Below are 24,705 nucleotides of genomic sequence, written 5' to 3'. Positions count from 1 at the left end.
AGCGTCACCGACCGTATAGCAAGAATTAAACTTCCCGAGGACATCATCATGGCCGCTTTATTCGAAAACTACGACCGCCGCATTAACCAAATCCAGCCATTGCTGGAGCAGTACGGCTTCACCTCTCTGAACGACGCCCTAGACTATTGCATAGAACACAAGGTTAACCCCTACAAAATCGTCAAAGAAACCCAACCTATTGCATTTGAAAATGCAGCTTGGGCTTATGTACTAGGGGCCGCCATTGCATTAAAAGATGAATGCAAAAGCGCCGCTGAAGCGGCAGAAGATATCGGGCAAGGCTTGCAAGCTTTCTGTATTCCGGGCTCGGTCGCTGACCAACGTATGGTCGGATTAGGACATGGGAAATTAGCCGCACGCCTACTCAGTGAAGATACACAATGCTTCTGTTTTCTCGCCGGCCATGAGTCTTATGCTGCGGCAGAGGGCGCAATCAAAATTGCCCTCAATGCCAATAAAGTCCGCCGCCAACCACTTCGGGTGATCCTCAATGGTCTTGGCAAAGATGCTGCCTACTTAATTTCCCGAATCAATGGCTTTAATTATGTCCAAACCCAGTATGATTACTACACAAGGAAGCTCAATGTTGTTTCAGAGCGCCGCTTTTCACCGGGGCCACGAGGCGAAATCAACTGCTACGGTGCCGACGATGTACAGGAAGGCGTAGCTATTATGCATCGTGAAAATGTTGATATATCAATAACAGGTAATTCAACCAACCCGACCCGCTTCCAACACCCCGTCGCAGGTACTTATAAGAAAGAACGGTTGGAACAAAGCAAACCGTATTTTTCGGTCGCATCCGGTGGCGGCACTGGCCGTACCCTCCACCCCGATAATGTGGCAGCAGGCCCGGCTTCGTATGGAATGACTGATACCATGGGAAGGATGCACTGTGATGCCCAATTTGCCGGCTCATCATCCGTACCTGCCCATGTTGAGATGATGGGATTGGTCGGTATGGGCAACAACCCAATGGTTGGCGCAACGGTTGCGGTGGCTGTAGCTATTGAACAGGCTTTAAAACCAGCTACTCATTAAGAGAAGCTTGTGCAAACTATCTAAGCTTTGGCCCAACCTTTGAACATGAAAATGAAAAAGGGTTGGGCTGGCTATCGCGTCTTCTAACCGAGTTCGAAAGTGGTGACACCGAACGTTCGGTTGACTGAAATCTCAGGGGTTTCGCCGGTATACATGCGGGCGGTAGTAAAAACAGGCTCCATGCTATATTTTTCAGCCAAAGCCACACCAGCTAGGTTCACTTCCGGCACATCAAGATATACATTCTCTGTTGGCGTTGCTTTGGACTTAAGGGCGAGAAAGAGTTCCTCAGCTAACAAGGCATCATCAGCAAAAAGCGGCCCGATCTTAAAGCCATTTCGACATGGGCGGATCACTCCATAACCCACCAGTTTACCTGCTTGTTTAATACCCAATGCACTAGATCCAGTTTGTCCTATCCAGTGTTTTAAAAAAACATGCCTTTCCGTAGGGAAAAAAGCGGAATCATAGTCCTGAACTTCACTAAATGACAGTTCATTGAGATCAACCAAGCCAATACCTTCAGGCTCATCACCCCCACCAAAGCCTTCAAAACGGATATTGCCATAAGCGAGTTTAAATCCTGATTGTTTATAGTTGCCCTGCTGCTCAACAACGCCGTCTAACCCCACATTACAGCCTTCGAGATATTGCAGACCTGCCTGCCATAGCTTGAGACCATAACCTTTGCCTCGAAACTCTGGCTTTACGATATAGAAACCCAGAAAGCCATAGCTATTGTCATACTTCACTACAGAGATTGAGGCTATCGCCTCATCACCTAGAAAACCCATTAGAAAGCCATTCGGATCTGCCGCATAAAATGACTCGATATCATGTAGCCCCGGATTCCAACCTTCAGCAACCGCCCAATCAATCGCTGTTGCTAGATTCTGCTTCGACATAACTTTGATGTGATAGTTTTCTTCTGCCATGTTTTCCCACCTTTACTCTTGCCCCACCCTAATATGCTAATGGTAGATTATATTTGTACTTGAATTGGGTAGAGAGGGGCTAATAACTAGCGTAACGGGTCAAACTGGCTCGGGCAGCTAGCAGAAAAGTATGGTTTATTTTCAAATTTAATTTGAGAATATATCAAAGGTTCTCCTGTTTTCAGGCAGGCTTACTGCATCTACTATTCAATACATCAGCACGGCACACGCCGGCATTACAGACAATCATTTTTTTTTCGAATAGAGGAAGTCCCATGACCAAGCTAACCATTGTTGCCAACATCATCGCCAAACAAGATAAAATTGAACTCGTCAAAGCAGAGCTATTAAAGCTTATCGATGTGACCCGAGCTGAAGATGGTTGCATCAACTACGATCTTCACCAAGACAATGAAAACCCTGCACACTTCCTGTTTTTTGAAAACTGGACATCACGTGAATTATGGCAACAGCACATGGGCAACAAGCACCTTGCTGATTACTTGGCTGCAACTGAAGGGTGTGTGGAACAATTCACTGTCAATGAAATGTCTCAAATTGCTTAAATTACCGCTCTGATTCACTCCCCAAAATATTACCCATCGCCGCTTATTGCAGCGATGGGTTTGTTCATTTCGGTTATGTAGGTTACTAAAAGTTAACTACTTGAAGATAGTGGTATTCGTGTCCACAATGAGCACTGTAATTCAAACAATCTATACCAATGGAGTGAAACATGGATTATTCGGTGAAGCTCAAAGCAGGTAACGATTTCCCTGCCCTGACAGCAACAACCCTCGATGGCTCTGAAGTAAAACTGGGCGAGCCTCAAGGTGATGCAACTTGGCAAGCCGTATTTGTCTACCGTGGCAAGCATTGCCCTCTTTGTACCCAGTACCTCAATGATCTTGAAAATTACAAACAAGCTTTCGCAGATGCTGGGGTTGATATCCTTGCGGTCTCTGCAGACTCTAAAGCGCAGTTAGAAGCCCACCTTGAAAAACTCGATATCTCTTTCCCTATTGCATACGGGCTAACTGAAGAGCAAATGAAAACCTTGGGTGTTTACATTTCCCTACCGCGCTCCGAGCAGGAAACAGACAATAACTTTGCCGAGCCGGGCTTGTTTGTGGTGAACGAACACGGGAAGTTGCACGTGGTTGATATATCCAACAACCCATTTGTCCGTCCTGAACTTGGCGCTTTAACTCGCGGCCTTGCCTGGATCAGAAACCCTGACAACCACTACCCAATCCGCGGTACATTGGATTATTGATTAACTGAAAAAAGATGAAGGCGGAACTCCAGCCTTCATCTTTTTATTATGCCTATTCAATCAATAACGTTGCTGAGCTAATTACATACCACTGCCCGCACTGATAAATACGTCATAGAAAAATGCACGTCCCATCAACTCTGAAGCTAAAACGATAGCGAAACTGGCAAAGGCCACTGATTTGGTACCATGGTTGCCCTTGGTTGCGCTGACCAGCCAGAAAATGATCCCTGCCATCAACAAGCCGACACGAATCAGAGCCACACGGAATGAATAATCCACCACGTCAAACGGGTTTACGTGGACGTTTAGCTGACCAAGCCATACCAAATATGCCGCGTACCCCATCAGCGCAATAATGCCAAATGCCGCAGCCGAAACGGCAAGGGTTTTATCCGCTTTCGCCGCCAACTCTCCCATATCCTTAGCTTGCAAGCGAAGCATTACCGCTGCAGCAATAGGCCCAAGAACCGCAGCCGTCATTAAGAACTGGAATGAGGTAAACGGCGTGTTCCAAGTCGGTACAGTTGCCAACGTATAAACATTTGCAATAGCAAGGATAAATACCACCCCCATCACCATTGCGATTGGCAGCAGGAATTTCCGAACATCTGGCCTGATATCAAAAAGGCGCATACCGGTATATGCAGCGCCCGCACCACCAAATAGGCTAAGGCCTACAATCTCAAGGCTAAGTGCACTACCGTGGGCAAGACCAAAAATAACGTTAAACATACGAAATGGTTGGCCCAGGTGGGTGACAGACGCCATAGCACCGATACCCAGCAGGACAAAGACCGCAATAAAGCTTCGGGTCATCACCTTCGCATTGGGTTTTAGCCGCATTTCAACCAAGCCCAAGGCAATGAACATACCGACAGCAGCCTGTGCTAAGACTGTAAAGATAACAAGTGATAGCTGGCTCATGCTCCTACCTCCGTTGGATTCTGGATTTTCCCTTTGGTATCACCGCTTAATTTGCTGTTGGAGCAAGTGCTAACAATCAGGTTAGGGCTTGTCAGTCGAGGATCAGGCAACGGTGCAATATCGGCCCGTGCGCCGTATTTCTCACGCAGCTCATGAATCGGCCCAAAGTCCAAGGCACGCAGCGGGCAAGACTCCACACAGACTGGCTTTTGCCCCGTACCGATACGCTCATAACAACCATCACATTTGGTCATATGTTTCTTTTCAGGGTTGTACTGCGGAGCGCCATAAGGACAAGCCATTTCGCAATAGCGGCACCCTACGCACACATCGCCATCAACAACAACTAGGCCATCTTCTTTTCTCTTGTGCATCGCACCGGTTGGACAAGCTTTGGTGCAGGCAGGGTTGCTACAATGATTGCAACTCACCGACATGTAATAGGCGAAAACATCATTGGTATAGGTACCGTCAGTGCCCATTACCCAGTCACCGCCTGCGTATTCATATACCCGACGCCAATTCACACCAACCGGCAGGTCACTTCTATCTTTGCAAGATACCTGGCACGTTTTGCAGCCTGTGCACTTACTGGTATCAACGTGAAAACCATACTGAGTCATTTATACCCGCTCCTTAGACTTTTGCGACTTCAACGAGGATGGAGTGCTGGCCGTTGCCCTTGGACAATGGTGTTGCACGCTGATTGGTAAGTGTATTGACACATCCCCCTAAATCGACGCCGTTTTTATCCGGCGAGTACCAAGCGCCCTGACCTAAGCCAACAACACCGGGCATGATTCGTGGCGTGACCTTTACAGCCATACGGATCTCACCGCGATCATTCCAGATTTTGACGTGGTCTCCACTTTGCAAGCCACGCTTGTTGGCATCAATTGGGTTGATCCACAATCCATCGAAGACGGCTTCGCGCAGCCACGGGATATTATGGTACGTAGAGTGAGTACGCCCCTTGGTGTGATAGCCTGCAATTTGTAGCGGGAAATCCTTAGCCCTTGGGTCTAAATGACTATCCCAACTAACCACATACTGAGGCAGTGGTGTTACGATGTCGCCTTCGACCAAATCCCATTCTTTGGCAATGGTTTCAAGCTTCGTGGAATAGATTTCAATCCGGCCTGATGGGGTTCCTACCGGATTGGCAACGGGGTCTTTGCGGAACTCTTCCAATGCGATACGCCCTTCTTTCGGGGCGACAACCCGGTACGGGCCCTGCTTACGCAAGTCGGCCAAGCTCGGGATCGCCGGGTCTTGCTTCATTCGTTCGCTATAAAGGAATTCCAACCACTCATCATGAGTGCGACCTTCCGTAAACTGTTCGTGTAAACCAAAACGCTTTGAAAGCTCGGCGCACATCTCATATACACTCTTGGTTTCAAACAGTGGCTCAATAACCCTTTCAAGCGGGAACAGAGCTGCCATCGAACCCGAAGAGTAACCGTCTGAGCTAACTTCGGTATTTTCAAGCGTGGTTACATCTGGCAGCAGCAAGTCAGCCCAGCGAGCAGAAGCCGTCATGTGGTTATCACATACCACGATAAACTCACAAAGTGACTCATCTCCCAAGATCTCTGCCTGACGATTCAAGCCCGCATGCTGGTTCATCAACACGTTACTGGCACAGGAAATAATAAACTTGATTGGATTTTCAAGCTTATCGCCGCCTTGTAGGCCATCAGATTTATCCGTCATTTCATGGTGACGCCAGATAGCATCCACCCACTTAAAGAAGGTAACTCGGGTTGAAATGGGATTTGAACCGACAGGTAAGCGAGGCGCAGGATAGCCATAGTTGGCTGGCATATCGCCGGTATTCGTGCCCGCAAGGCCAATGTTACCAGTAAGAATTGGCAGCATTACGATTGCACGGGATGTTTGCTCACCATTGGACTGGCGCTGGATACCCGTCCCCTGAGTAATAAAGCAAGGTTTAGCGGTACCAATTTCACGGGCTAATTGAATTATTTTCTTGGCTGAAACACCGGTAATTTTTGATGCCCATTGAGGCGTTTTCTCAATGCCATCAGGCCCTTGCCCAAGAATATGCGCTTTATAATGACCATTTTCAGGTGCACTGTCTGGCAGGGTTTTCTCATCAAAGCCTTGGCAGTACTTATCGAGGAAATCCTGATCAACTAGGTTCTCGGTGATCAACACGTGGGCGATACCTTCAACCAAAGCGGCATCAGTACCCGGACGGATTGGGATCCACTCATCTTCTTTGCCCAGCATGGTATCAGTATAGCGTGGGTCGATAATGATGGTACGCACGTTGCGCTTGCGCTGGGCATTAATATGTTCGTGGATCTCACCGCCGCCACTCATTCGTGTTTCCGCCGGGTTGTAACCGAACATCACCAACAGCTCAGCATTTTCAATTTCAGTGGTATAAGAGCCGTAAGCCGATGGCTTGGTATTGCCATAGGTAAATGGGAGTGCAAACTGGATTTGGCCCCAGCTGTAGTTACCGTAGTAGTCGAGGAAACCACCCATCAGATTCATTAGACGCTTAAAGCAATCTTTGCCGTCTGTACGTAGCCCTTGGGTACCTGAGCCATAGGTAATATGCACTGCGTCGTTGCCATACTCTTTGAGGGTATACTTCAGCTTGTCCGCCATTAAATCAAAGGCTTCATCCCAGCTAATACGTTGGAAACGGCCTTCGCCACGCTTACCAATTCGCTTCATCGGATACTTAAGGCGATCTGGGCTGTAAACCCGGTGCTTGATCGAGCGGCCTCGCAGGCAAGCTCGTATCTGGTGCTGGCCGAATTCGCTGTCATCACCCCGGTTATCCGTTTCAATTTGGGTGATCACCCCATCTTTGGTATGCACCCGAAGGGCACATCGACTTCCGCAGTTCACCATACAAGCTGACCAAGCTGTATTTGTATCACCGGCAAGTGGTTTAGGCTCTTCGGCTGCCACAGATTTGAAAGGCAAAGGTGCCATCGCCGCGCCACCAACAGCCGCCCCCCACTTCATGAATGTCCGGCGTCTCATTTTAGAGAAATCCGTATCGCTCATCCTCTACTCCGTAATCAGTATTGATATAAATTAAGTTGCCCATGTCCCATTACGCTTATCATGGGAAAAACAAAAAAGATGAGTTGATGTACGGGTACCGAGATGTCGTAAAGGTATTGCTATCAACTCACCCATCGCTAAAAATTCTTTATAGCGAACAAAAATCCGTTATAGTGTCCAACGGATTTTTTGCATTGTCAATTTGAGATTGTTGTTAATAGAGGTAGCGCTTGTTACCATTCAACGCATCAATAGGTTGCTTTCTACATTCCTCAGACCTAACACTCTGTAATTAAACCCTTTATATTCGAGTTGCGAAGCTCGTATACAGCTACTATGATTCACCCTCTTTAGGCGCTCTCTGTCAGCGTTAAAGCCAGTGGTGATGTTGGTCATCTAAGCAACAAGTTTCAAAAGAGGTAAAAATGGACGACTTTTCCGTGTTGGGGGACAACTTAAAAAGCACCCGTAAGAAAATGGGCCTAAGTCTCGACAAAGTGTCTGCTATGACGGGTGTCAGCAAAACCATGCTGAGTCAGATAGAAAGATCGGAGTCGATGCCGACCATTGCCACCGTTTGGAAAATCGCTAACGGGCTCAAAATTAAACTGGAAACTTTGCTGGAAAACTCAACCTCAGAAGTTGATGTACAGAATATCGAAGATATGATTCCAGTGATGGATGATGACGGTAAAATGATCATCCATAGTATTTTTCCTTTCTCGCCGACTAGCGGTTATGAAGTATTCCACGGCACCTTCAAGCCTGGCTGTAATTATTCAAAATCGAATCATACAAACAGCACCACAGAGCAAATTTTCGTCAATCAAGGTGTGCTTGAATTAGTGGTTAGCGGCCAGTCTTATGTGCTCAAAGCGGGTAGCTCCATTACTTTCGATTCAATGCAAGAGCACAGATATATCAACCCTGGTAATGAAGATGCCAAAGTGGTAATCATCGTAAACTATTAACAAAATGGATTTGTGACGCAAAAAGGTCATAGTCTTGCAAACTAACTGTCATCCCCCTTGCATAGTCTCTATCGAAACTGAGCAAATGCTAGTAGAAAACGACTTAGCAAAAGCAACTTATACAATAAAGATGATAGGAACACAGTTTGACAACCAATAACTCTGCACACATTCACTCTACAAACAAGCAGCCGGCAAAAAAAGTGACACCTTACCTCGCGATTTTCGATTTAGATGAAACATTGATTGCTGCTGACTCTGCTAGCCTATGGAGTGCCTACTTAGTCGAGAAGGGTGTGGCGCCATCATCACTTCTGCAACAAGAAAAAGAGATGATGGAAGCCTACGCCAAAGGCCAGATGAATATGGACGACTATATGCAGGCAACACTCAGGCCGATGATTGGTATGGATGAAAATGCCATCACAGGTTTAGTGGATGAGTTCATTGATCAGCGCATCAAACCTGCGCTATACCAAGATGCGATTGAGCGAATTGAGTGGCACAAGCGACGTGGCGATACCATTTTGGTGATATCGGCTACCGGTGAGCACCTAGTTAAACCTATTGCTCAACTACTCGGTGCTGACGACGCCATTGCCATAAATCTGGAACAGGTCGATGGTAAATTCACCGGCAAGACAACAGGTATACTCAGTTACCAATATGGAAAGGTGATCAGGATGAAAGCTTGGCTTGACCAACAAGATACCGCGTTCAAAGGCAGTTACGGATACAGCGACTCTATTAACGACCTTCCACTATTGGACGCAGTCGATCGCCCATTTGCCGTCAACCCGGACCCTGCACTGGCACTTCATGCCCAGATGAATGAGTGGACTATCATGGATTGGCGCCACGATAACAATATCCTGCGCTAGAACTCCCCTCTTTGCATAAACCGTCGTCATTCAAGGTGACGGTTTAACAGCCATTAAATCTTTGATTCATCCTCATCCGTTAATTCATATTTATCTCTAGCAGCCAATGTTATTCAGATAATTTGATGTTGTTGTTCAATTGTTAGTACTTATGTTCTTGACAGTGATGTCTACAATAACCGTATAAGTGACATACGGTAGAACAAGATGAACAAGGACAGAAAGACATACGATGGATTATCCATCTTCATTCACTGGCTTACAGCCCTCACCGTGATAGGGCTATTTGCAGTAGGCTTGTGGATGGTTGACCTCAATTATTATTCACAGTGGTATAAGCCTGTTCCCCACTGGCATAAATCAGTCGGCATCTGCCTTGCTCTGCTAACGATCTTCAGGTTGATATGGAAGCACGTCAAAAAACAACCAGCAATTGAAGGCGCGGCATGGGAAATCGCTGCAGCAAAAATGGCCCATGGCCTCATCTACATTTTGCTGCTCGGTATCTTCATGTCTGGCTATCTCATTTCAACTGCCGATGGTCGTGCAATCGAAGTCTTCGACTGGTTCGCAGTACCGTCTATGGGGGAGTTCTTCCCTAACCAAGCAGATATTGCAGGAGAGGTGCACTATTACCTCGCCTTCGCCCTTATCGGACTCGCTAGCTTGCATGCCCTCGCGGCGCTCAAGCACCACTTCATAAATAAAGACAACACCCTAAAAAAAATGTTGGGAGTAAAGTAAATGAAAAAGCACATCATCGCCATGGGACTAATGGCAGCGGCATCTGTTTCAGGTATTGCTCAAGCGGCTGATTACGCCATTGATACAAAAGGTGCTCATGCCTCTATCAACTTCAAAGTCGATCACCTAGGCTATAGCTTCATCAAAGGTCGTTTTAATACTTTTGACGGTACGTTTAGCTATGATCCACAAAACTTGTCAGCTTCTAAAGTACAAGTGAATGTTGATACCACCAGCCTTGACAGTAACCATGCTGAGCGTGATAAGCACTTACGCAGTGCCGATTTTATTGATGCGGGTAAGTTCTCAACTGCAACATTTACCTCAACCAAAGTAGAGCCAAAAGGCAATGGCGAAATGACCATCTTTGGTGAACTGAGCCTACACGGACAGACCAAGCCTATTGCCATTGATGCCCAGTTCATTGGTGAAGGTGAAGACCCTTGGGGTGGCTACCGCGCCGGTTTCACTGGCACCACACGAATCGAATTTAAAGATTTTGGTATTCAGGTGATGGGCTCGTCAAGCTATGCCGATATCGAACTGCATGTTGAAGGCATTCGCCAATAACCATTTCAATGTCAAGTAAATGCAAAATCCGGCTATTTGCCGGATTTTTTGTATGCATTTCAATCAATCAGTAATATTTTTTACGCATGGTTACAGATCGAAACAGGAACCATGCGCTAGGATGAATGTCATAAAAACAAAGCATAATGACGTGCTACTCAATGAGAAGGTAAATCATGACACCACAAGAAAAAGAGCTGATTCAGAATGTCGCCAATAAACTGAAGCAAAGCCCAAATAAAACCAAGGATGCAGAAGCAGAAAGCTTGATCAACAATGAAATCGGCGCGCAGGATGATGCAGTCTACAAGCTTACCCAAGCTGTTCTTGTGCAAGAAATGGCGTTGAAAGAACTCAAGCAAAAGAATGAATACCTTGAGAAGTGCGTTGAGCACCACAAATCTGAAGCCAACCGAGGCGCGTTTAGCAAGATGATGGGTGGCAACCGCCCTGCCCCTCAACCGCCGCAACCGACCCACCAACCAAGTGCCTTTGGTAGCTTTATGCAAACTGCAGCCAGTGTCGCTGTGGGTATGGTAGCTGGTAACATGATCAGCAATATGCTGTTCAACAATGATGACCCAGCAGCAGATGCTATGGCCTCAACGGATGCACAAGCTGCAGACACGCCAGCCGAAGAAGCTCCTGCAGATGATGCATTAGCGAGCTCTGGCGCAGAAGAAAGCAGCGGTGGTTTCTTGGATGACTCCTCAAGCTTTGCTTCAGAATACACTGACAACACAGGCGGCTTTGGTACCGATGGACTGGGTGGCAGCAGTGAAGGCTTTGGCGATGCAGGCTTTGGTGATGCTGGCTTTGGTACTGACGGCCTTGAAAACAATGGCTTTGAAAATACCGACTTTGACGACACACTAGCCAACAATGGTTTCAGCAGCGAAGACGACTTCTTCGGTGGTGGCGGTGATGACGGCGGCTTTGACTTCGGTGGAGACGAATAACCACCTCACCATTTCTAAAGGGCGCGCTTCGTGCCCTTTTTAGCCTCTATCATCTTTTGGCGTGTCCATCACTACCATGGTACTAATCGAGTTTACCTGAGGGATCTCACCCAGCACATCGGCATGAAAGCGCTTGTAAGCATTCAGATCTGAAGTTTCGACCCTTAGCAGGTACTCACTCGCACCCGTGATGTTATGGCACTCCACGACTTGCTTAGCCAAACAAATATGGGATTCGAAGTCCAACTGCGACTTTTTGCTGTGGTTAGCCAACCCAACACTCACATAGGCAACAAACCCAACGCCCATTTTGGCCTGATTTAATATCGCCTTATAGCCAGTAATGACCTTTCGCTTCTCGAGTTCCTGTACCCGCCTGAGTGTCGCTGATGGTGACAACCCCACCCTTTGAGATAACTCAACATTGGTTAATCGGCCATCAGCCTGCAGCTCTTGCAATATTTTTTCGTCAAACCTATCCATCACGCAACTTTATTGTGTTTAAGGTGTTAATCAAGCAAAGTTAGACACAAAATTGCCTGCCTATTTAATTAATATACAGATTAAAGTTAAACAGACCAACTAGGCAACACTATGGAATACCATCACCTTATTGCACTTGTGACATTTGCTTTTGTCTCAACCGTCACTCCTGGCCCTAACAATATAATGCTAATGACCTCCGGTGCGAATGTCGGGTTTTGGCGAACTATTCCTCATATGATGGGGATAATATTTGGCTTTAGCTTCATGGTGATACTGGTAGGGGTAGGCTTAGTCGGTATGTTCCAGAATTATCCGATACTCCACCAAGTCCTGCAGGGAGTGAGCGTCATATACCTGCTGTATCTTGCCTTTAAGATAGCCAAGAGCCAACCTGCTATCTCAAGTCAAACCCAGTTCCAGCCGATGACTTTCTTTTCGGCTGCGGGTTTTCAATGGGTGAACCCTAAAGGCTGGACAATGGCAATCACCACTGTCAGCGTATACAACGCAACATCAGACTGGCGTGGCATTGCGTTAATCTCATTAGTGTTCGCTATCGTAAATATTCCTTCTGTCAGCATCTGGACCATTGCAGGCCGACAACTCCAATCTGTTTTGAAACATCCGACAAAAATGAAGTATTTCAATTACGCGATGGCGGGATTACTGATCGCTTCTCTGAGCCAGGCTCTATAACAACAGTGCCCAGAAATAGAAAAGCCTCCAGACTGGAGGCTTTCAGGACTTATTTCTTCGCTTTTGCATTGTCTAAAATTTCTTTGATTCGCTTGTTTGATACACGTTTAGCCATAACAATAACTCCTTTTGAAAATTACATACCACGGTCTAATTTATCGCCCTTAAACAGTCTTTATTGTTTCTGATTCATGGACTTAATTTCAATATACTCAAGTTGGTGCACATTTAAACACCTTTTTCTGTAATGTGAGTATTCAACAAGCACGCGACAATAGAATAAAGCACCAAACTACCTACAACAATAAGCCAAAAATACCAACAGACTTGAAATTAGACGTTCTAAATCACCAATAGAGATAAAAAATGCTGCTTTTATGTAAGTTACATATTTGTGACCTTTACCAAATAATTGTGGCCAAATTTACTCCATTTATGGATTGCTATGTCTACTTACAATATCCAACACAAAGTTTTAATTTAAATTTGTCAACGCAAAACACGCCATTTAAAATCCTATATAAAACATAAAGAGGGAATAGCCCAACCCATCATGGCTTACTTGTATATTTTCTTTCGTTACCTTGCTTTATTAGTAAGTGCTTTTTCTTTTATCGGCTGTGCATCTACCCCAACTGCCGAAAAAACACCGAGCTATACAATCCCTTTCGATTCGCAAACCCAACTTGCCAGTCAAGCCCTGCCCTACATCAACAAACATCCTGAACTGACTGGCTTTTATCCACTTGGCGATGGGCAAGAAGCCTTTCTCGCACGTTTAGCACTTATCTATGGAGCTGAGCACAGTATTGATCTGCAGTACTACATCTACCGTGATGACAGTACCAGCTCTTTGATGACCTATGCACTCTACCAAGCTGCCGAACGAGGTGTCCGAATAAGGCTGTTATTGGATGATATGCAGTCTCGGAACGATAAATCCATGGCGCAGCTCGCCAGCCACCCCAATATCAAAATCCGCCTGTTCAATCCGTTTGAAAACCGCAGCGCCCGTGTCTTTGGCTTCATCACCGATTTTGAACGCCTCAACCGCCGCATGCACAATAAAGCGTTAATCGCTGATAATGCCTTTGTTATAACGGGTGGACGCAATATTGGTGACGAATACTTTGCTGCAAATACTGCTGTCGATTTCGGCGACTTCGATATCCTTATGCTTGGCCAGTCCGTCACAGATGTTGCCGTGCAGTTTGATATGTACTGGAATAGCAAACCCTCTACGCCTATAGAATCTTTTGTCCATGACGCGGCCAAACCAACAAAAGTAGAGGTACAAAACTGGGAAGATAGCCTAAAGCGTGAGTTCAAAAACTCAAAGTACGTAAAATCTCTCGCTGAACTTCCTTTAACCCAGCATATCAAAGATGAATCGTTAGATTTTTTCTGGGGCAAAGCAGAAGTTCACTACGATCTTCCTTCAAAGATCTATTCGCCGGAAGATACCGATCTTATGCTCCACCAGCTCGGGGCCATACTTGCGCAAACCAATGAGGAATTACTGCTCATTTCTCCGTACTTTGTCCCCACCAAACAAGGTGCAAATGCATTAGTTGATGCGGCCCAAGATGGAATTGATATAACCATAATTACCAACTCACTCGCTTCTAATGATGTATTCGCTGTGCATGGCTGGTATGCAAAATACCGAGAACCTTTATTGGCTGGCGGGGTAAAGCTCTACGAAGTAAAAGTAGATCCTAGCTTGAAGAAGCAGCGCTCTTGGTTGGGTAGTTCCCGTACCAGTCTGCATGCAAAAACCTTCCTGATCGACCGTAAGGATTTATTTGTCGGCTCATTCAATTTTGACCCGCGCTCTGCCTACCTCAACACAGAAATGGGCGTGCTCATTGAATCAGAAGAGTTTGGCGAAATTGTTTACCAAGAAATCGAGCGTAATCTGCGAAAAAATACTTATCGCCTGGCACTTAACGAAGAAAATGCGCTCGAGTGGCACAATGATCTGAACGGCACGACTAACCGTTCAGAGCCTGATGCCAGCATATGGTTACGATTTTCGGCCTGGTTCGCTGGCATTTTGCCAATAGAGAATCAACTTTAAACGAAAAAGCCCCATCACTATCTCTACTGATGGGGCTTTGACTAAATGTTTTCACGGTTATGCTTTTAGTTGGCCTACCGTCGCTGCCATCGCACCTTTACCGACACCTTCATAGGCAATAACTTCAATGGTTGAGCCTGATGCTACAGAGGTACTCACCTGCTCTGCAATATACTGCGCAAGCAACTCAACCGTCGTATCGGTACTTATCATCTCAACATCACTTCGGGCAATCGCTAACTCAAACTCTCCTTGCGGTGCTGTGTAGCGAAATGCATGGTGAGTTTGTTCAGTCACATTGGCGGCAAGTGAGCTCAAATTAAGCTCGCTCAACACGCATTCATCCTCGGTACTACCAAGGTAGATGTCCTGCCAGCGCTCAGCCCATTGTTGCTCCAAAGCGGTATCTCGCTGACCGTTAATCACTAACTCAACCGGAGAACGGTGGCCGTGAGCAATTCGCTGGCAGTTACCATCGTGCTTTTTCAAACCGTGGCTGTAGTGATAAAACGGCCCAGGGATATGCTCGGGGCGAAGCGTTAGCTCCAACCCTTGTACATTCTCTGGCAACTTACCTTCGAGTACTTTATGGATATGGCGTGTGACAGACTCGATAGTGACTTCACTGTCATCGATAAAGCAATACGCTTGCTCTGGACAGTGCAGGTGAAGGCTTTTGTCTCCACGCAACAAATCAACGGTAGCGTAACCCGGCTTGGTTGCTGCTGTACGAATTGCATCGCTTTGGCTAGGGACAATCAATCGATGATCAACATATTCGTCAACAATCTGTTTGATTTGTTTTTTTACCCGGCTGAAATCAAGCACCATGCTCATTTCATTCAATTCGCCCGACATCACCACATCGAGGATCCAACTCTCCCCTACCATACCTCGCTGCTGGCAAAGGTAAGAGGCATCGATGACGGTAAGATCTCTAACAAATAGCTTCAAACTGAAGTCCTTACTGATTCTGGTTGCGGCAGGGCATTATACGCAGCTAAAATCCTGAGTAAACCGCTCAAGTGAACCGAGGAACCATTAAAAACGATAGCTAGCACCAAGATAGGCTGATGTGACGCCATTTAGCTGTGTTTCAACAGTCACTGACTCACCGTCACTATTTTCCGCCTTCCATGAACTACGGTCTGAAGGCAGCACGGTATGTCGTATGCCAACTTCCATCCCCAGGTTCTGCGTCACTTCCCAGCCCAAACCGGCCTGAAAACCGAAAACGATACCACTTTCTTCATAATTTTCAGAAAAGTCTGAGTCTGTTTCTGCAAATGCGTAGCCCATATGCAGGCCAACAAATGGCCGGACGCTACTGTTGGGGCGAAAGATATGATCAGCACTCAAAAGGTGTAAGCCAACATTGGTATCATAAGCGTCCTGACCATCAAACTTAGTCGTCGTAGAGTGGTATTCAAAGCTGTAATAAACCCGCCCACGGTCATTGGGCATATACACGCCAAGGTCTAAACCACCAAAAACACCATAATCCCCATCGTCAGAATCAATTGACCCAGATGAGATTGACGCTGAATCAGCATTTCCAAGCAAGTTACCACCACCTCGGAGACCGACAAAATATTGGAAACCGGGCTCCTGAACAACCGCAGGAACTTCCTCACTGCTAAAGACCGATTGAGCCGTAGCGCTTTCATTACACCACGCCTGCATAGAAACAAGCGAAAGCAAAACCCCAGACGCAATTACATTCCTTTTCATTTTCACCATACCTGTAGCGAAATTTATCATTTTTAATTTTAAACAGGGTCTGCTTAGCTTCCCCAAAACTATCAGCATCTTAATGTAAACGTAGATGCAATGCTAGGTGGTGTATTTTATCGCATGTCAGCTTTACTCTTCCCGCAACCAACTAATCGCTTCTAAAGAGTCTTCGAAAAAGCGTACTTCTCCACTGACAAACCAGCCTCCCACTTTGCTCATCACTTCTTGCCAGTGCTGATTGCCATAGATAGCCACCTTGTTGAACTTCTTGCCGAACCTGAGGCCAAGTTTTAGATCATCCCAGGCCGCATGGAGATCCCACCCTTCAAAATCAGTACCGTCAAAATACAGATTAACGATTGGATTCTCGATCCCCTCCAGCGCATCTTCAATCAAAGGGGTTATCTTCTCATAATCAGCGTGAGTCAATGTACCGACAGCCTTAAGCTCCATAAAGATCGAACCTTCCAAGCGTTCAACCTCAAAGTGAATACCATGAACATAACTCATACTTATTCCTCCTGCTTGCGGCTATCTCCATAGTTTATACCCTACTCGCCACAGAAGCAGAATGAATGCCCATACATATACTTAACCACGCTTAGCCGCTATTATTTACCCCAAATCCTACCGGCACAATTTCAGCAATGGCGCTTATCACCGAGCAAGACAGATTCAACCCAGATACCATCGACAATTGCGTGGTCGGCATCGCTGCAGATGTAGGCCGTCATGACTCGGGTATGCACAAACATCAAAAAGCGCAGCTGTTGTATGCCCCTTCAGGCTCTATGAATATCACACTTGAAAATCAAAAGTGTATCTTGCCACCAACAAGAGCAGTTTGGATTCCGGCGGGAACTTGCCACTGTGCGGTCATGACCAATGTCGTCGCTTACCGCTCGGTGTATTTCGATATGTCGCAATCCGCTTGGCAAGACGACAACATTAGGGTTATTGGGGTGAACCCATTGCTTCGAGAGCTTATAGAGAGGATGGCTTTTTGGCCCTGGGATATGCCTTATTCAGAGCAAAAAGCACTGGTAGATTTATTCTGGCAAGAACTCAAGACAGCCCCTGATGAAAACTTGTTGTTGCCAATACCTTCAGACAAAAGGCTGGAGCCATGGTTAAACCAGCTAGATAAAGAAGGTCATTCTCCGCTACCACTGAATGAAACCGCCCTGTCGATAGGAGCCAGTGAAAAAACCATATCACGCATTTTCTCTCGAGAAACAGGTATGCCTTACCAAGCCTGGCGTCAGCAATGGCGTTTGATGAAAGCCATCGAACTGCTATCTGAACACAAGTCGGTGACGACTGTCGCTTTCGAGCTAGGCTTTTCTAGCGACAGTGCATTCGTTAGCTTTTTCCGCAAGCAAATGGGAAGTACGCCAAGTGCTTATATCAAGCGTCCCCTTTAATGAAGAGCCAATACATCAATTGAAATTAACTGAGATGATGAAAGCTGTGGCTCTGATGAAAACAACCCTGTTTCATCATAACGGATTTCAACTTCGCCAGAGAAAGGTCTCAGTAAATCATAAAGTTCATCTAGAGGATGATCAGCCATACTCAAAGCAAGTGTCACTTCAACCCTAACAATTTGGGTCATTTGGTAACCTGCTTGGGTGAGATTTCGCTTGATGCTAGAAATCTCTCTTTTTGCTTGTCTTATTAAACACTTATAGTCTTTAGAGAAATCTGATGTATGAGACTGAAAACTTGAACTAAAAAAGTTCACTTCACCGCTTTTAGCAAACAAACAAGCTAAAGGTAACTTAAGGAAAGGTAGAAAATTTTTATCGATTACCTTGAGAATCTCCATAACGCCTCCCAAACCACTCATCCTTACGCATCACTAAATAAAGAGTAGTATAAAAAAGTGATATAGTGTCCAAAAAAATGATAATTAACAAAGTTAACACCAACGCCTAGCTTGTTGACAGTATTGACAATATTGCTCGCGAAACATTGCTTGCAATACTGCTTCTTCAGGCGCTATTTGAAAATGGTTCATGTAGAAAACGAATAGCATGACCATAAGTAAAGGGCTAAGTGCCGAAAGATAGACAAACGCTGCACATATAAAGCACAACAAGCCAAGATACATAGGATTTCGTGAATAACGGTAGATACCTGAAGTCACCAGTTTAGAAGTTTTGTTGGGGAAGCGAGGATCAATCGTGGTGCGGGCTTTTGAGAATGACCACACCGCCGCCAATCCAAGGAAAGCTCCTAGCAAGCAAAACCCTAAAACAATCAATGCCTGAGCAGAAAATGAAAAAGTGTACAGTGGCCAATATTGAGCAAGTGCATACATACAACCAAGAGTAATGAGCAGTACCAAAGGTGGTGGTAAACGTAATTCCATTTTTGCCTCCTTTTTCTTCTATTCTAGTGTCACTTATTGTCGCAATCCTAGTCTGTGATTGCCCGTATCTTGCAAAATGTTTAAAATCGCGGCTCAATTTCCTCGTTGAGCAATAACTGGCTGCGTAAATGCAAAAACTCAAATATCTACAAGGCTACCCCGAACAACTCATTGGCCAAGTCAGCCAACTGGTCGAGCAAGGGAACCTAAAACGTTATCTATTAAAGAAATACCCAGAGCAACATACTATCCAGTCAGAGAAAGCGCTTTACGATTATGTGATTGAGCTGAAAAACCAATACCTGAAGAAGTCATCGCCTGTCAGCAAAGTGGCTTACGACGGCAAGATCCACATGGTTAACCATGCACTGGGTATGCACAGCTTCGTTTCGCGTGTTCACGGCAACAAACTCAAGGCCAAGAATGAGATACGGGTTTCAACTATCTTTAAGCAGGCTCCATTGCCATTGCTGCGTATGATCGTGGTACATGAGCTTGCCCATATCAGAGAAAAAAAGCACAACAAAGAATTCTACCAGCTATGCTGCCACATGGAGCCTAGCTACCACCAGCTTGAACTCGATGCCCGCTTGCTGCTAACCCAGCTCGAAATTGACGGACCACTGTACAACTAGCGTTAAGGGGCATTTAATTTCTGGTATTTATTGCACTTTTGCCTAAAATACCCTGCTAACTACATTATTAGGTGTTTACATGAAAATTTGTGCTGTCGAGCTTCGTAGCAACGAGGCTGTCATTTGCCTTCTTACACAGAGTAACGGTCTGTTCGATCTACCAGAATGCCGTGCTCAAAAGTTCATCATGCAAGACTCAATGGACAATGAGCAAATGCGTAATTTCCAGCAGACTTTCAAAAAGCTTCTGGATGACTACCAAATTGACCGTGTTGTGATCCGCACTCGTGAAACCCGCGGTAAGTTTGCAGGCAGCGCAATTGGCTTCAAACTTGAAGCTGCAATCCAGCTAATTGACGGTGTTGAAGTAGACTTCATCTCTAGCCAAGAGATCAAACAGAAGCTAAAGCGCAACCCGCTAGCTATCGAATTCCGTGCAACAGGCCTACGCCAGTTCCAGGAAGCCGCTTTCATGACAGGTTATGCCTACCTAGGTAAATAACGTCATATCAAAGCTAAAAAAGCCAGCATTGCTGGCTTTTTTAATGGGCTGCATTCGGGAAATGACAATTTCTCCCTCATTTAACCTCTGTATATCAATTGAATTCGTTCCCGAAGCCATCGATGCCCTTGATCATCGTCCATCGCTTTATGCCAAAGTAAATAGATTTGAATCGGACTGCCGCTAAATGGAAGATCAAACATTTTCAGGCCGAGAATATTCTTAAAATGATCAGCCATAGAAATTGGCAAGGTAGAAATTAACTCTGTCTGAGACACTGTGATCATAGACTCAAACAAAGACTGGGTGTGAGACACAATATTCAAGCGATGGATTTGTGCTTTGGTCAGCCATCTTATCCCAGCCAATTGGTCGCGCGTTCTGTTCAGTTTGACGTAGGGTTCAGAGAGAAATTGCTCCAACGAAATTGCCTCTCCCTGTAACCTCGGGTGGTTATTGCTGGCAATTACACAGGAACGGTCAACACCCAATGACTGTGCCATAACACTGGGGTGATCAGGCACTGTCACATCAATAAACAGATCTCTCTCACGATCCAGCAGTTGCTGCATAAGAGCCTCGCTACTACTGGGTTGATCATGAAAGACAACTTTTAAATCCGGATTTACCAGATCATTAAGCTGGTTGAATAGCAGGGTATTGCTAAATTCTGGACAAGATATCGTAAATTGGCGTTTTGAACTCATAGGATCAAACGCAGTGATCCCTGCAACGGTTCGGTTTATTTTCGTCAGGTCCACAGAGACATCACGATACAACGACATAGCGATAGCGGTGGGCTTAACTCCTCGACTCTGACGGATGAACAACTCAGCTCCAAGGCTATCTTTCAACTTTTGCATGGCCGAACTGACCGCAGACTGATTCATATCTAAGTTTTTGGCCGCCTCAGACATACTGCCCGCTTCAACCGCCGAGCAAAAAATCTTCAGTAAATTTAAATCTAATCCCTGTCCGACCATACCCCAACCTGTTTCAACTTTGTTAATGATATCTGATTTTTATATATCATATTCACCTATGTCGATTATATTCATATTTCATATCAATAGATACTAAAGCTCTCTGACCACCTACTACCAAAGCTAAGTCTCTATTATGAAAACATCTTTATTAGCATTCTCGGTTATATCAGCCATTTCTTTTGGTGCTTTCGCTAATCACCTCGGTGAAGGTGAAGAGCATCTCATCAACTACAGCAACTTGCTCGAATACAAAGGTAAACCCGCCTCTGAGCACACTATCGCGGCCAATAATGTGTTATCAAAAAAGCTGCCATGGAACGATCGCAGCGTTATTGAGCGCCAAAAACATGGGCTAATTGCAGAGTTTGGTGATCACCCTGCCGGTGAAATACTTCGTCGCTACGCTTTTCTCGACGGTGCAATTGATGTCTCGGCTGATGCTGTACCAGAAACCGTCAATCCTTCTATTTACCATCAGGCTGCACAAAACTTTTTGGCAAACGGTCTCTACAAAGTCGCTGATGGCGTTTACCAGCTCCGTGGAGCAGACGTCACTAACCTGACCTTCTATCGCACTGACAATGGTTATGTTGTTCATGACCCAGCCCTAACGGTTGAAGCGGTTCAACATGCAATGGACTTTGCCCGCACGCACCTCCCTAAAATCAATGGTGAAGTCAAAGTAACGGGTGTCCTTTACTCCCATAACCACATTGACCACTTCGGTGGTGTACGTGGTTTATGGGAAGACGGAAAGCTTCCAGAAGGTGTCCCAGTCATTGGCCCACGCAGTTTCCTCAAAGAGCTTATCGATGAGGGTATCCTTGCGGGTAATGCCATGAACCGCCGCTCGCAATACCAGTACGGCACCACGCTAACGCCTTCCGAGACAGGTATTGTAGATAGCGCTATTGGCCTAGGTGCCTTTGGCGGTAACATGTCCCTTATCTTGCCGACCGAAGAAGTCCAAGAAGACAAGAAAGTGATCAACATTGATGGAGTCGATTTCGAGATCACCAACGTCCCATACGCAGAAGCACCGGCAGGCATGATTGTCTGGGTCGAGAAATACAAATCCCTCAATACCGGCGAGCTGACCTACGATGGTATGCACAACCTCTACACACTCCGTGGTGCCAAAGTCAGAGACGGCTTATTGTGGTCAAAATATCTGGCTGAAATGTTGGTTAACTACGGCGACCGAGTGGACCATATTGTAGCGGCGCACTCCGCACCGGTTATTTCCAATGAGTATGTGAACCACTACCTTGCCCTGCAGCGTGATAACTATGGTTTCATCCACAACCAATCGCTTCGACTAGCGAACCATGGGGTTAACATCAATGATGTTGGCCGCAAACTGGAACAGATTGTGCCTCAATCTCAGGAGCAAGCGTGGTTTACTAATGGCTATCATGGCTCTTACTCCCATAACGCCCGTGCGGTACTAAATCTGTACCTCGGCTATTACGATTCCAATCCGACAAACTTGAACCCACTGCTTACCCAAGATAAGTCATGTACGTATGTGGAAGCCAGTGGCGCAGATACCATGTTCAACGCTGCCAAAGGGCATTTCAACGCAGGGCGCTATCAGCAAGCCACCATGCTGTTTAACGACCTTGTCCAATGCGACCCGAATAACGTCAAGTATCGCCTAGCTATGGCTGACTCTTTAGAGCAACAAGGGTATCAGTCTGAGACCATGGCGTGGCGAAACAGCTACCTTCAAGGGGCTTACGAACTCAGAACCAATGAGATTAAAGACCCAATCAAAACGACGTCTGCCGACGTGTTAGCAAATACACCTACCTCTGCAGTATTGGATTTGCTTGCCGTGCGCTTAAATGCGCCAAAAGCGGAAGAGCTAGCAATGGATGTGTCCTTCCAAATCGTACATCCAGATATTGAAGAGGTTTACTACGGTACGATTGCTAATGCCAATATGTCTTCGGTAAAAGTTAGCGATAAACAAGACAATGTTGATATGACGGTGACAATTGACAGAGCCGATCTGACAAGGGTATTGCTTGGGCGGGCAACATTTGAGCAAATGATCAAATTCGGCGTGGCTAAGATAGAAGGCCAAGCGGATATTCTTGATCAACTGAACGCCGTGCTTGACGATTTCAGCTTGGACTTCGAAGTGTTACCAATGCCAATTAAAGCTGATTAAACCCAATAACTTTCATTTTACAATAATCAACCCTGCCGCTATTGCGGTGGGGTTAAAGCCAAAGTCAAACTTTTGACACCGCTCCGACCTGACACTTCAATACAATTGTAAATATATTTTCCACACGCTATATCTCACAAATAGTTAACCTCTCTCGTAATATCCAACCGACTTTTCATCGCTTTTATTTCCTTGTAACTCCTTTCATCCACAATATGGAAATCAATTCATACAGAATCAATACAATTCAGGACACATATCCAATCCTCTCCCACCTATAATCCCGCTCAATCATTACATGGACAGTCAAATAGCTTTTATCCAACTCACTTTACATGGTCTCATAATGAAAAAAACGATTATCAGCCTTTCTATCATTTCTCTTTTAGCCGGTTGTGGTGGCGGCGGTGGTAGCTCAACACCAGACGATAAAAAACCGACGCCAACACCAATACCTGCACCAATACCAACACCAACACCAACACCAACAGTAGATTTCCCACTAAAGGGAGCAACCTTTGATGCTGCAAATATCAATAGCACAACGTTGCATGTAAAAGTTATTGATAAAACGTATGAAGGAATTTCTTCAATTAATGAAGAATTCTACGAGTTTTCGACATACCAACCTATCAGCGAAGACTTACTGCCTAGCAATCTCAATAAGTTAGAGAACCATAACCTAGCAAATAACTTCTTCAAATCCACAACGGCAGTTTTTGAGGATGCGGCATTAACCAAGCCTAAAAAAGACGAAAACGGAGAAGATGATAAGGAGACCTCATATGGCGCTAAGCTCATCAAGTCACCTTTCATCACATTTGTCTCTGATGATGACTTAGAGAAACAACCATGGTCACTACCTGACTTCATTGCGGATGGAGACTATGCACTTGGCCAGCCAGCCAGTTATCAAGCTAATTTCCAGGCCAAACTAGGCACATTGAATGAAGAAGAAACTAAAGGCTTTCTTGAAGAGTATGGTTTTAATGAAAAATACTCAGGCATCATCCGATGTGAATCAGTAGACATCAACCGAGCTTTTGATTTTTCTCGCTCAAATAAAGAGACGATTACTATAAAAGGTAAGTCGATTGAGACTTGGAAAATGAATGTAAGGGATTATGTTTCTGCAGTGTGCGAGCAAGAAGGCACAAGGATACCTAAAATGATAAACGATGTTCGAAATAGCAACTCAGAAAGTGTTGAAGCTTGGTATAACCCAACTTTGGGGATTATAAAAATTGTAGAGAATAAGGGCAAGGTAGAGGAAATCATGGAACTTGTTGATTTCTCAATCAGCCAATAAGTCTAAAACAATCAGTCTCTACCCAAGCTTTGCAAAAAGCTTGGGTATTTTTTTATTTTGGCGATCATTACATATGTTGGTCTGTCTACACTCATTACTCTTGATTTCAACTGTGGTAATTTCGCCGCTTCCTCAGCTTATACAACGTCAAGATAAGCAATGCACTGACAACTACAGAAAGAACAACAAACGCATAGATTAATAAGTTGGTACTCTTCATCCAACTTAGTAAATGAAAAGCGCCAAAGAAGAAAAGAAAATAGCCACCGATCACGGTGAACAACTTGTAAAAATCGACCTCACTAACTTTCCTAAGCATCACTGATCGCTCCTATTGCTATATCCAAGCAACTT

General features: G+C 45.4%; 26 protein-coding genes. 15 read left to right on the top strand and 11 right to left on the bottom strand.

The window, feature by feature from the left end; genetic code table 11:
- Positions 1 to 48 precede the first annotated feature (48 nt).
- Positions 49 to 1,062, top strand: coding sequence for a GGGtGRT protein (locus tag C9J01_RS01095; protein WP_107296262.1), 1,014 nt, complete (start codon positions 49 to 51; stop codon positions 1,060 to 1,062).
- A gap of 83 nt (positions 1,063 to 1,145) precedes the next feature.
- Here the strand turns inward: C9J01_RS01095 and C9J01_RS01090 are convergent, their stop codons facing one another.
- A complete protein-coding gene (locus C9J01_RS01090) occupies positions 1,146 to 1,997 on the bottom strand; it encodes a GNAT family N-acetyltransferase (RefSeq protein ID WP_107296261.1) in 852 nt (283 codons plus the stop codon).
- A 275-nt stretch (positions 1,998 to 2,272) separates the two neighbouring features.
- On the opposite strand from C9J01_RS01090, the gene C9J01_RS01085 reads away from it, so the two are divergent.
- Together C9J01_RS01085 and C9J01_RS01080 are read left to right on the top strand one after the other, a co-directional pair.
- A complete protein-coding gene (locus C9J01_RS01085; RefSeq protein ID WP_107296260.1) occupies positions 2,273 to 2,563 on the top strand; it encodes a putative quinol monooxygenase in 291 nt (96 codons plus the stop codon).
- A 170-nt stretch (positions 2,564 to 2,733) separates the two neighbouring features.
- Complete coding sequence (locus C9J01_RS01080; protein ID WP_107296259.1) at positions 2,734 to 3,273, top strand: peroxiredoxin family protein; 540 nt, start codon at positions 2,734 to 2,736, stop codon at positions 3,271 to 3,273.
- 81 nt (positions 3,274 to 3,354) lie between these two features.
- Here C9J01_RS01080 and C9J01_RS01075 read toward each other — a convergent pair whose 3' ends face one another.
- Genes C9J01_RS01075 through C9J01_RS01065 form a run of 3 tightly spaced genes read right to left on the bottom strand, consistent with a single transcriptional unit; the run spans position 3,355 to position 7,248 of the window.
- Positions 3,355 to 4,200: a dimethyl sulfoxide reductase anchor subunit family protein gene (locus tag C9J01_RS01075; RefSeq protein ID WP_107296258.1), complete on the bottom strand. Its 846-nt coding sequence runs from the start codon at positions 4,198 to 4,200 to the stop codon at positions 3,355 to 3,357.
- Entirely contained in the window at positions 4,197 to 4,823 is a 627-nt protein-coding gene (locus C9J01_RS01070) for a DMSO/selenate family reductase complex B subunit (protein ID WP_039469785.1), read from the bottom strand. Before C9J01_RS01070 ends, C9J01_RS01075 begins: the two co-directional genes overlap by 4 nt.
- Before the next feature lie 13 nt (positions 4,824 to 4,836).
- Positions 4,837 to 7,248 (bottom strand): DMSO/selenate family reductase complex A subunit, encoded by a 2,412-nt coding sequence (locus C9J01_RS01065; RefSeq protein ID WP_107296257.1) that lies wholly within the window; start codon positions 7,246 to 7,248, stop codon positions 4,837 to 4,839.
- A 425-nt stretch (positions 7,249 to 7,673) separates the two neighbouring features.
- Here C9J01_RS01065 and C9J01_RS01060 point away from each other — a divergent pair, with 425 nt between their 5' ends.
- The 5 genes from C9J01_RS01060 to C9J01_RS01040 all read left to right on the top strand — a co-directional run bounded on the left by C9J01_RS01060 (position 7,674) and on the right by C9J01_RS01040 (position 11,373).
- The gene (locus C9J01_RS01060; protein WP_107296256.1) at positions 7,674 to 8,219 is read left to right on the top strand and encodes a helix-turn-helix domain-containing protein; all 546 of its coding nucleotides are present in this window, start codon (positions 7,674 to 7,676) and stop codon (positions 8,217 to 8,219) included.
- A gap of 146 nt (positions 8,220 to 8,365) precedes the next feature.
- Positions 8,366 to 9,100 carry an HAD family hydrolase gene (locus tag C9J01_RS01055; protein ID WP_237156831.1) on the top strand — a complete coding sequence of 245 codons (735 nt, stop codon included), beginning with the start codon at positions 8,366 to 8,368 and terminating at the stop codon, positions 9,098 to 9,100.
- 207 nt (positions 9,101 to 9,307) lie between these two features.
- Entirely contained in the window at positions 9,308 to 9,844 is a 537-nt protein-coding gene (locus tag C9J01_RS01050; protein WP_107296255.1) for a cytochrome b, read from the top strand.
- Positions 9,845 to 10,414 (top strand): YceI family protein, encoded by a 570-nt coding sequence (locus C9J01_RS01045; protein WP_107296254.1) that lies wholly within the window; start codon positions 9,845 to 9,847, stop codon positions 10,412 to 10,414.
- A 176-nt stretch (positions 10,415 to 10,590) separates the two neighbouring features.
- Positions 10,591 to 11,373 carry a DUF2076 domain-containing protein gene (locus C9J01_RS01040; RefSeq protein WP_107296253.1) on the top strand — a complete coding sequence of 261 codons (783 nt, stop codon included), beginning with the start codon at positions 10,591 to 10,593 and terminating at the stop codon, positions 11,371 to 11,373.
- A 39-nt stretch (positions 11,374 to 11,412) separates the two neighbouring features.
- Here the strand turns inward: C9J01_RS01040 and C9J01_RS01035 are convergent, their stop codons facing one another.
- Positions 11,413 to 11,856, bottom strand: a complete 444-nt coding sequence (locus C9J01_RS01035) for an Lrp/AsnC family transcriptional regulator (protein ID WP_107296252.1) — start codon at positions 11,854 to 11,856, stop codon at positions 11,413 to 11,415.
- 111 nt (positions 11,857 to 11,967) lie between these two features.
- On the opposite strand from C9J01_RS01035, the gene C9J01_RS01030 reads away from it, so the two are divergent.
- A complete protein-coding gene (locus C9J01_RS01030; RefSeq protein ID WP_107296251.1) occupies positions 11,968 to 12,555 on the top strand; it encodes a LysE family translocator in 588 nt (195 codons plus the stop codon).
- A 553-nt stretch (positions 12,556 to 13,108) separates the two neighbouring features.
- Complete coding sequence (locus tag C9J01_RS01025; RefSeq protein WP_107296250.1) at positions 13,109 to 14,635, top strand: phospholipase D family protein; 1,527 nt, start codon at positions 13,109 to 13,111, stop codon at positions 14,633 to 14,635.
- 57 nt (positions 14,636 to 14,692) lie between these two features.
- On the opposite strand, the gene C9J01_RS01020 is transcribed toward C9J01_RS01025, so the two are convergent.
- The 3 genes from C9J01_RS01020 to C9J01_RS01010 all read right to left on the bottom strand — a co-directional run bounded on the left by C9J01_RS01020 (position 14,693) and on the right by C9J01_RS01010 (position 16,879).
- The gene (locus C9J01_RS01020; RefSeq protein WP_107296249.1) at positions 14,693 to 15,589 is read right to left on the bottom strand and encodes a 6-pyruvoyl trahydropterin synthase family protein; all 897 of its coding nucleotides are present in this window, start codon (positions 15,587 to 15,589) and stop codon (positions 14,693 to 14,695) included.
- An 87-nt stretch (positions 15,590 to 15,676) separates the two neighbouring features.
- Positions 15,677 to 16,366, bottom strand: a complete 690-nt coding sequence (locus tag C9J01_RS01015; RefSeq protein WP_158264470.1) for an outer membrane protein — start codon at positions 16,364 to 16,366, stop codon at positions 15,677 to 15,679.
- 132 nt (positions 16,367 to 16,498) lie between these two features.
- Positions 16,499 to 16,879, bottom strand: coding sequence for a SpoIIAA family protein (locus C9J01_RS01010; protein WP_107296247.1), 381 nt, complete (start codon positions 16,877 to 16,879; stop codon positions 16,499 to 16,501).
- Positions 16,880 to 17,016: 137 nt separating this feature from the next.
- Between C9J01_RS01010 and C9J01_RS01005 the strand changes: the two genes are divergently transcribed.
- Entirely contained in the window at positions 17,017 to 17,793 is a 777-nt protein-coding gene (locus C9J01_RS01005; RefSeq protein WP_107296246.1) for an AraC family transcriptional regulator, read from the top strand.
- Here the strand turns inward: C9J01_RS01005 and C9J01_RS01000 are convergent.
- Both C9J01_RS01000 and C9J01_RS00995 read right to left on the bottom strand, forming a co-directional pair.
- Positions 17,790 to 18,197, bottom strand: a complete 408-nt coding sequence (locus C9J01_RS01000; protein WP_107296245.1) for a hypothetical protein — start codon at positions 18,195 to 18,197, stop codon at positions 17,790 to 17,792. The genes C9J01_RS01005 and C9J01_RS01000 overlap by 4 nt on opposite strands.
- Positions 18,198 to 18,290: 93 nt before the next feature.
- Complete coding sequence (locus C9J01_RS00995; protein WP_107296244.1) at positions 18,291 to 18,743, bottom strand: methyltransferase family protein; 453 nt, start codon at positions 18,741 to 18,743, stop codon at positions 18,291 to 18,293.
- Between the two features lie 128 nt (positions 18,744 to 18,871).
- On the opposite strand from C9J01_RS00995, the gene C9J01_RS00990 reads away from it, so the two are divergent.
- Both C9J01_RS00990 and C9J01_RS00985 read left to right on the top strand, forming a co-directional pair.
- A complete protein-coding gene (locus tag C9J01_RS00990; RefSeq protein ID WP_107296243.1) occupies positions 18,872 to 19,378 on the top strand; it encodes a M48 metallopeptidase family protein in 507 nt (168 codons plus the stop codon).
- A 79-nt stretch (positions 19,379 to 19,457) separates the two neighbouring features.
- Entirely contained in the window at positions 19,458 to 19,880 is a 423-nt protein-coding gene (locus C9J01_RS00985; RefSeq protein ID WP_107296242.1) for a DUF3010 family protein, read from the top strand.
- An 80-nt stretch (positions 19,881 to 19,960) separates the two neighbouring features.
- Here C9J01_RS00985 and C9J01_RS00980 read toward each other — a convergent pair whose 3' ends face one another.
- Complete coding sequence (locus C9J01_RS00980; RefSeq protein ID WP_107296241.1) at positions 19,961 to 20,863, bottom strand: LysR family transcriptional regulator; 903 nt, start codon at positions 20,861 to 20,863, stop codon at positions 19,961 to 19,963.
- Between the two features lie 136 nt (positions 20,864 to 20,999).
- Between C9J01_RS00980 and C9J01_RS00975 the strand changes: the two genes are divergently transcribed.
- Together C9J01_RS00975 and C9J01_RS00970 are read left to right on the top strand one after the other, a co-directional pair.
- Positions 21,000 to 23,042, top strand: coding sequence for an alkyl/aryl-sulfatase (locus tag C9J01_RS00975; RefSeq protein ID WP_107296240.1), 2,043 nt, complete (start codon positions 21,000 to 21,002; stop codon positions 23,040 to 23,042).
- A 346-nt stretch (positions 23,043 to 23,388) separates the two neighbouring features.
- Positions 23,389 to 24,351 carry a hypothetical protein gene (locus C9J01_RS00970; RefSeq protein WP_107296239.1) on the top strand — a complete coding sequence of 321 codons (963 nt, stop codon included), beginning with the start codon at positions 23,389 to 23,391 and terminating at the stop codon, positions 24,349 to 24,351.
- Positions 24,352 to 24,705 lie beyond the last annotated feature (354 nt).

It is taken from the genome of Photobacterium rosenbergii (assembly GCF_003026455.1).
Lineage (GTDB): Bacteria > Pseudomonadota > Gammaproteobacteria > Enterobacterales > Vibrionaceae > Photobacterium > Photobacterium rosenbergii.
This window is presented reverse-complemented; position numbering and strand designations above follow the sequence as displayed.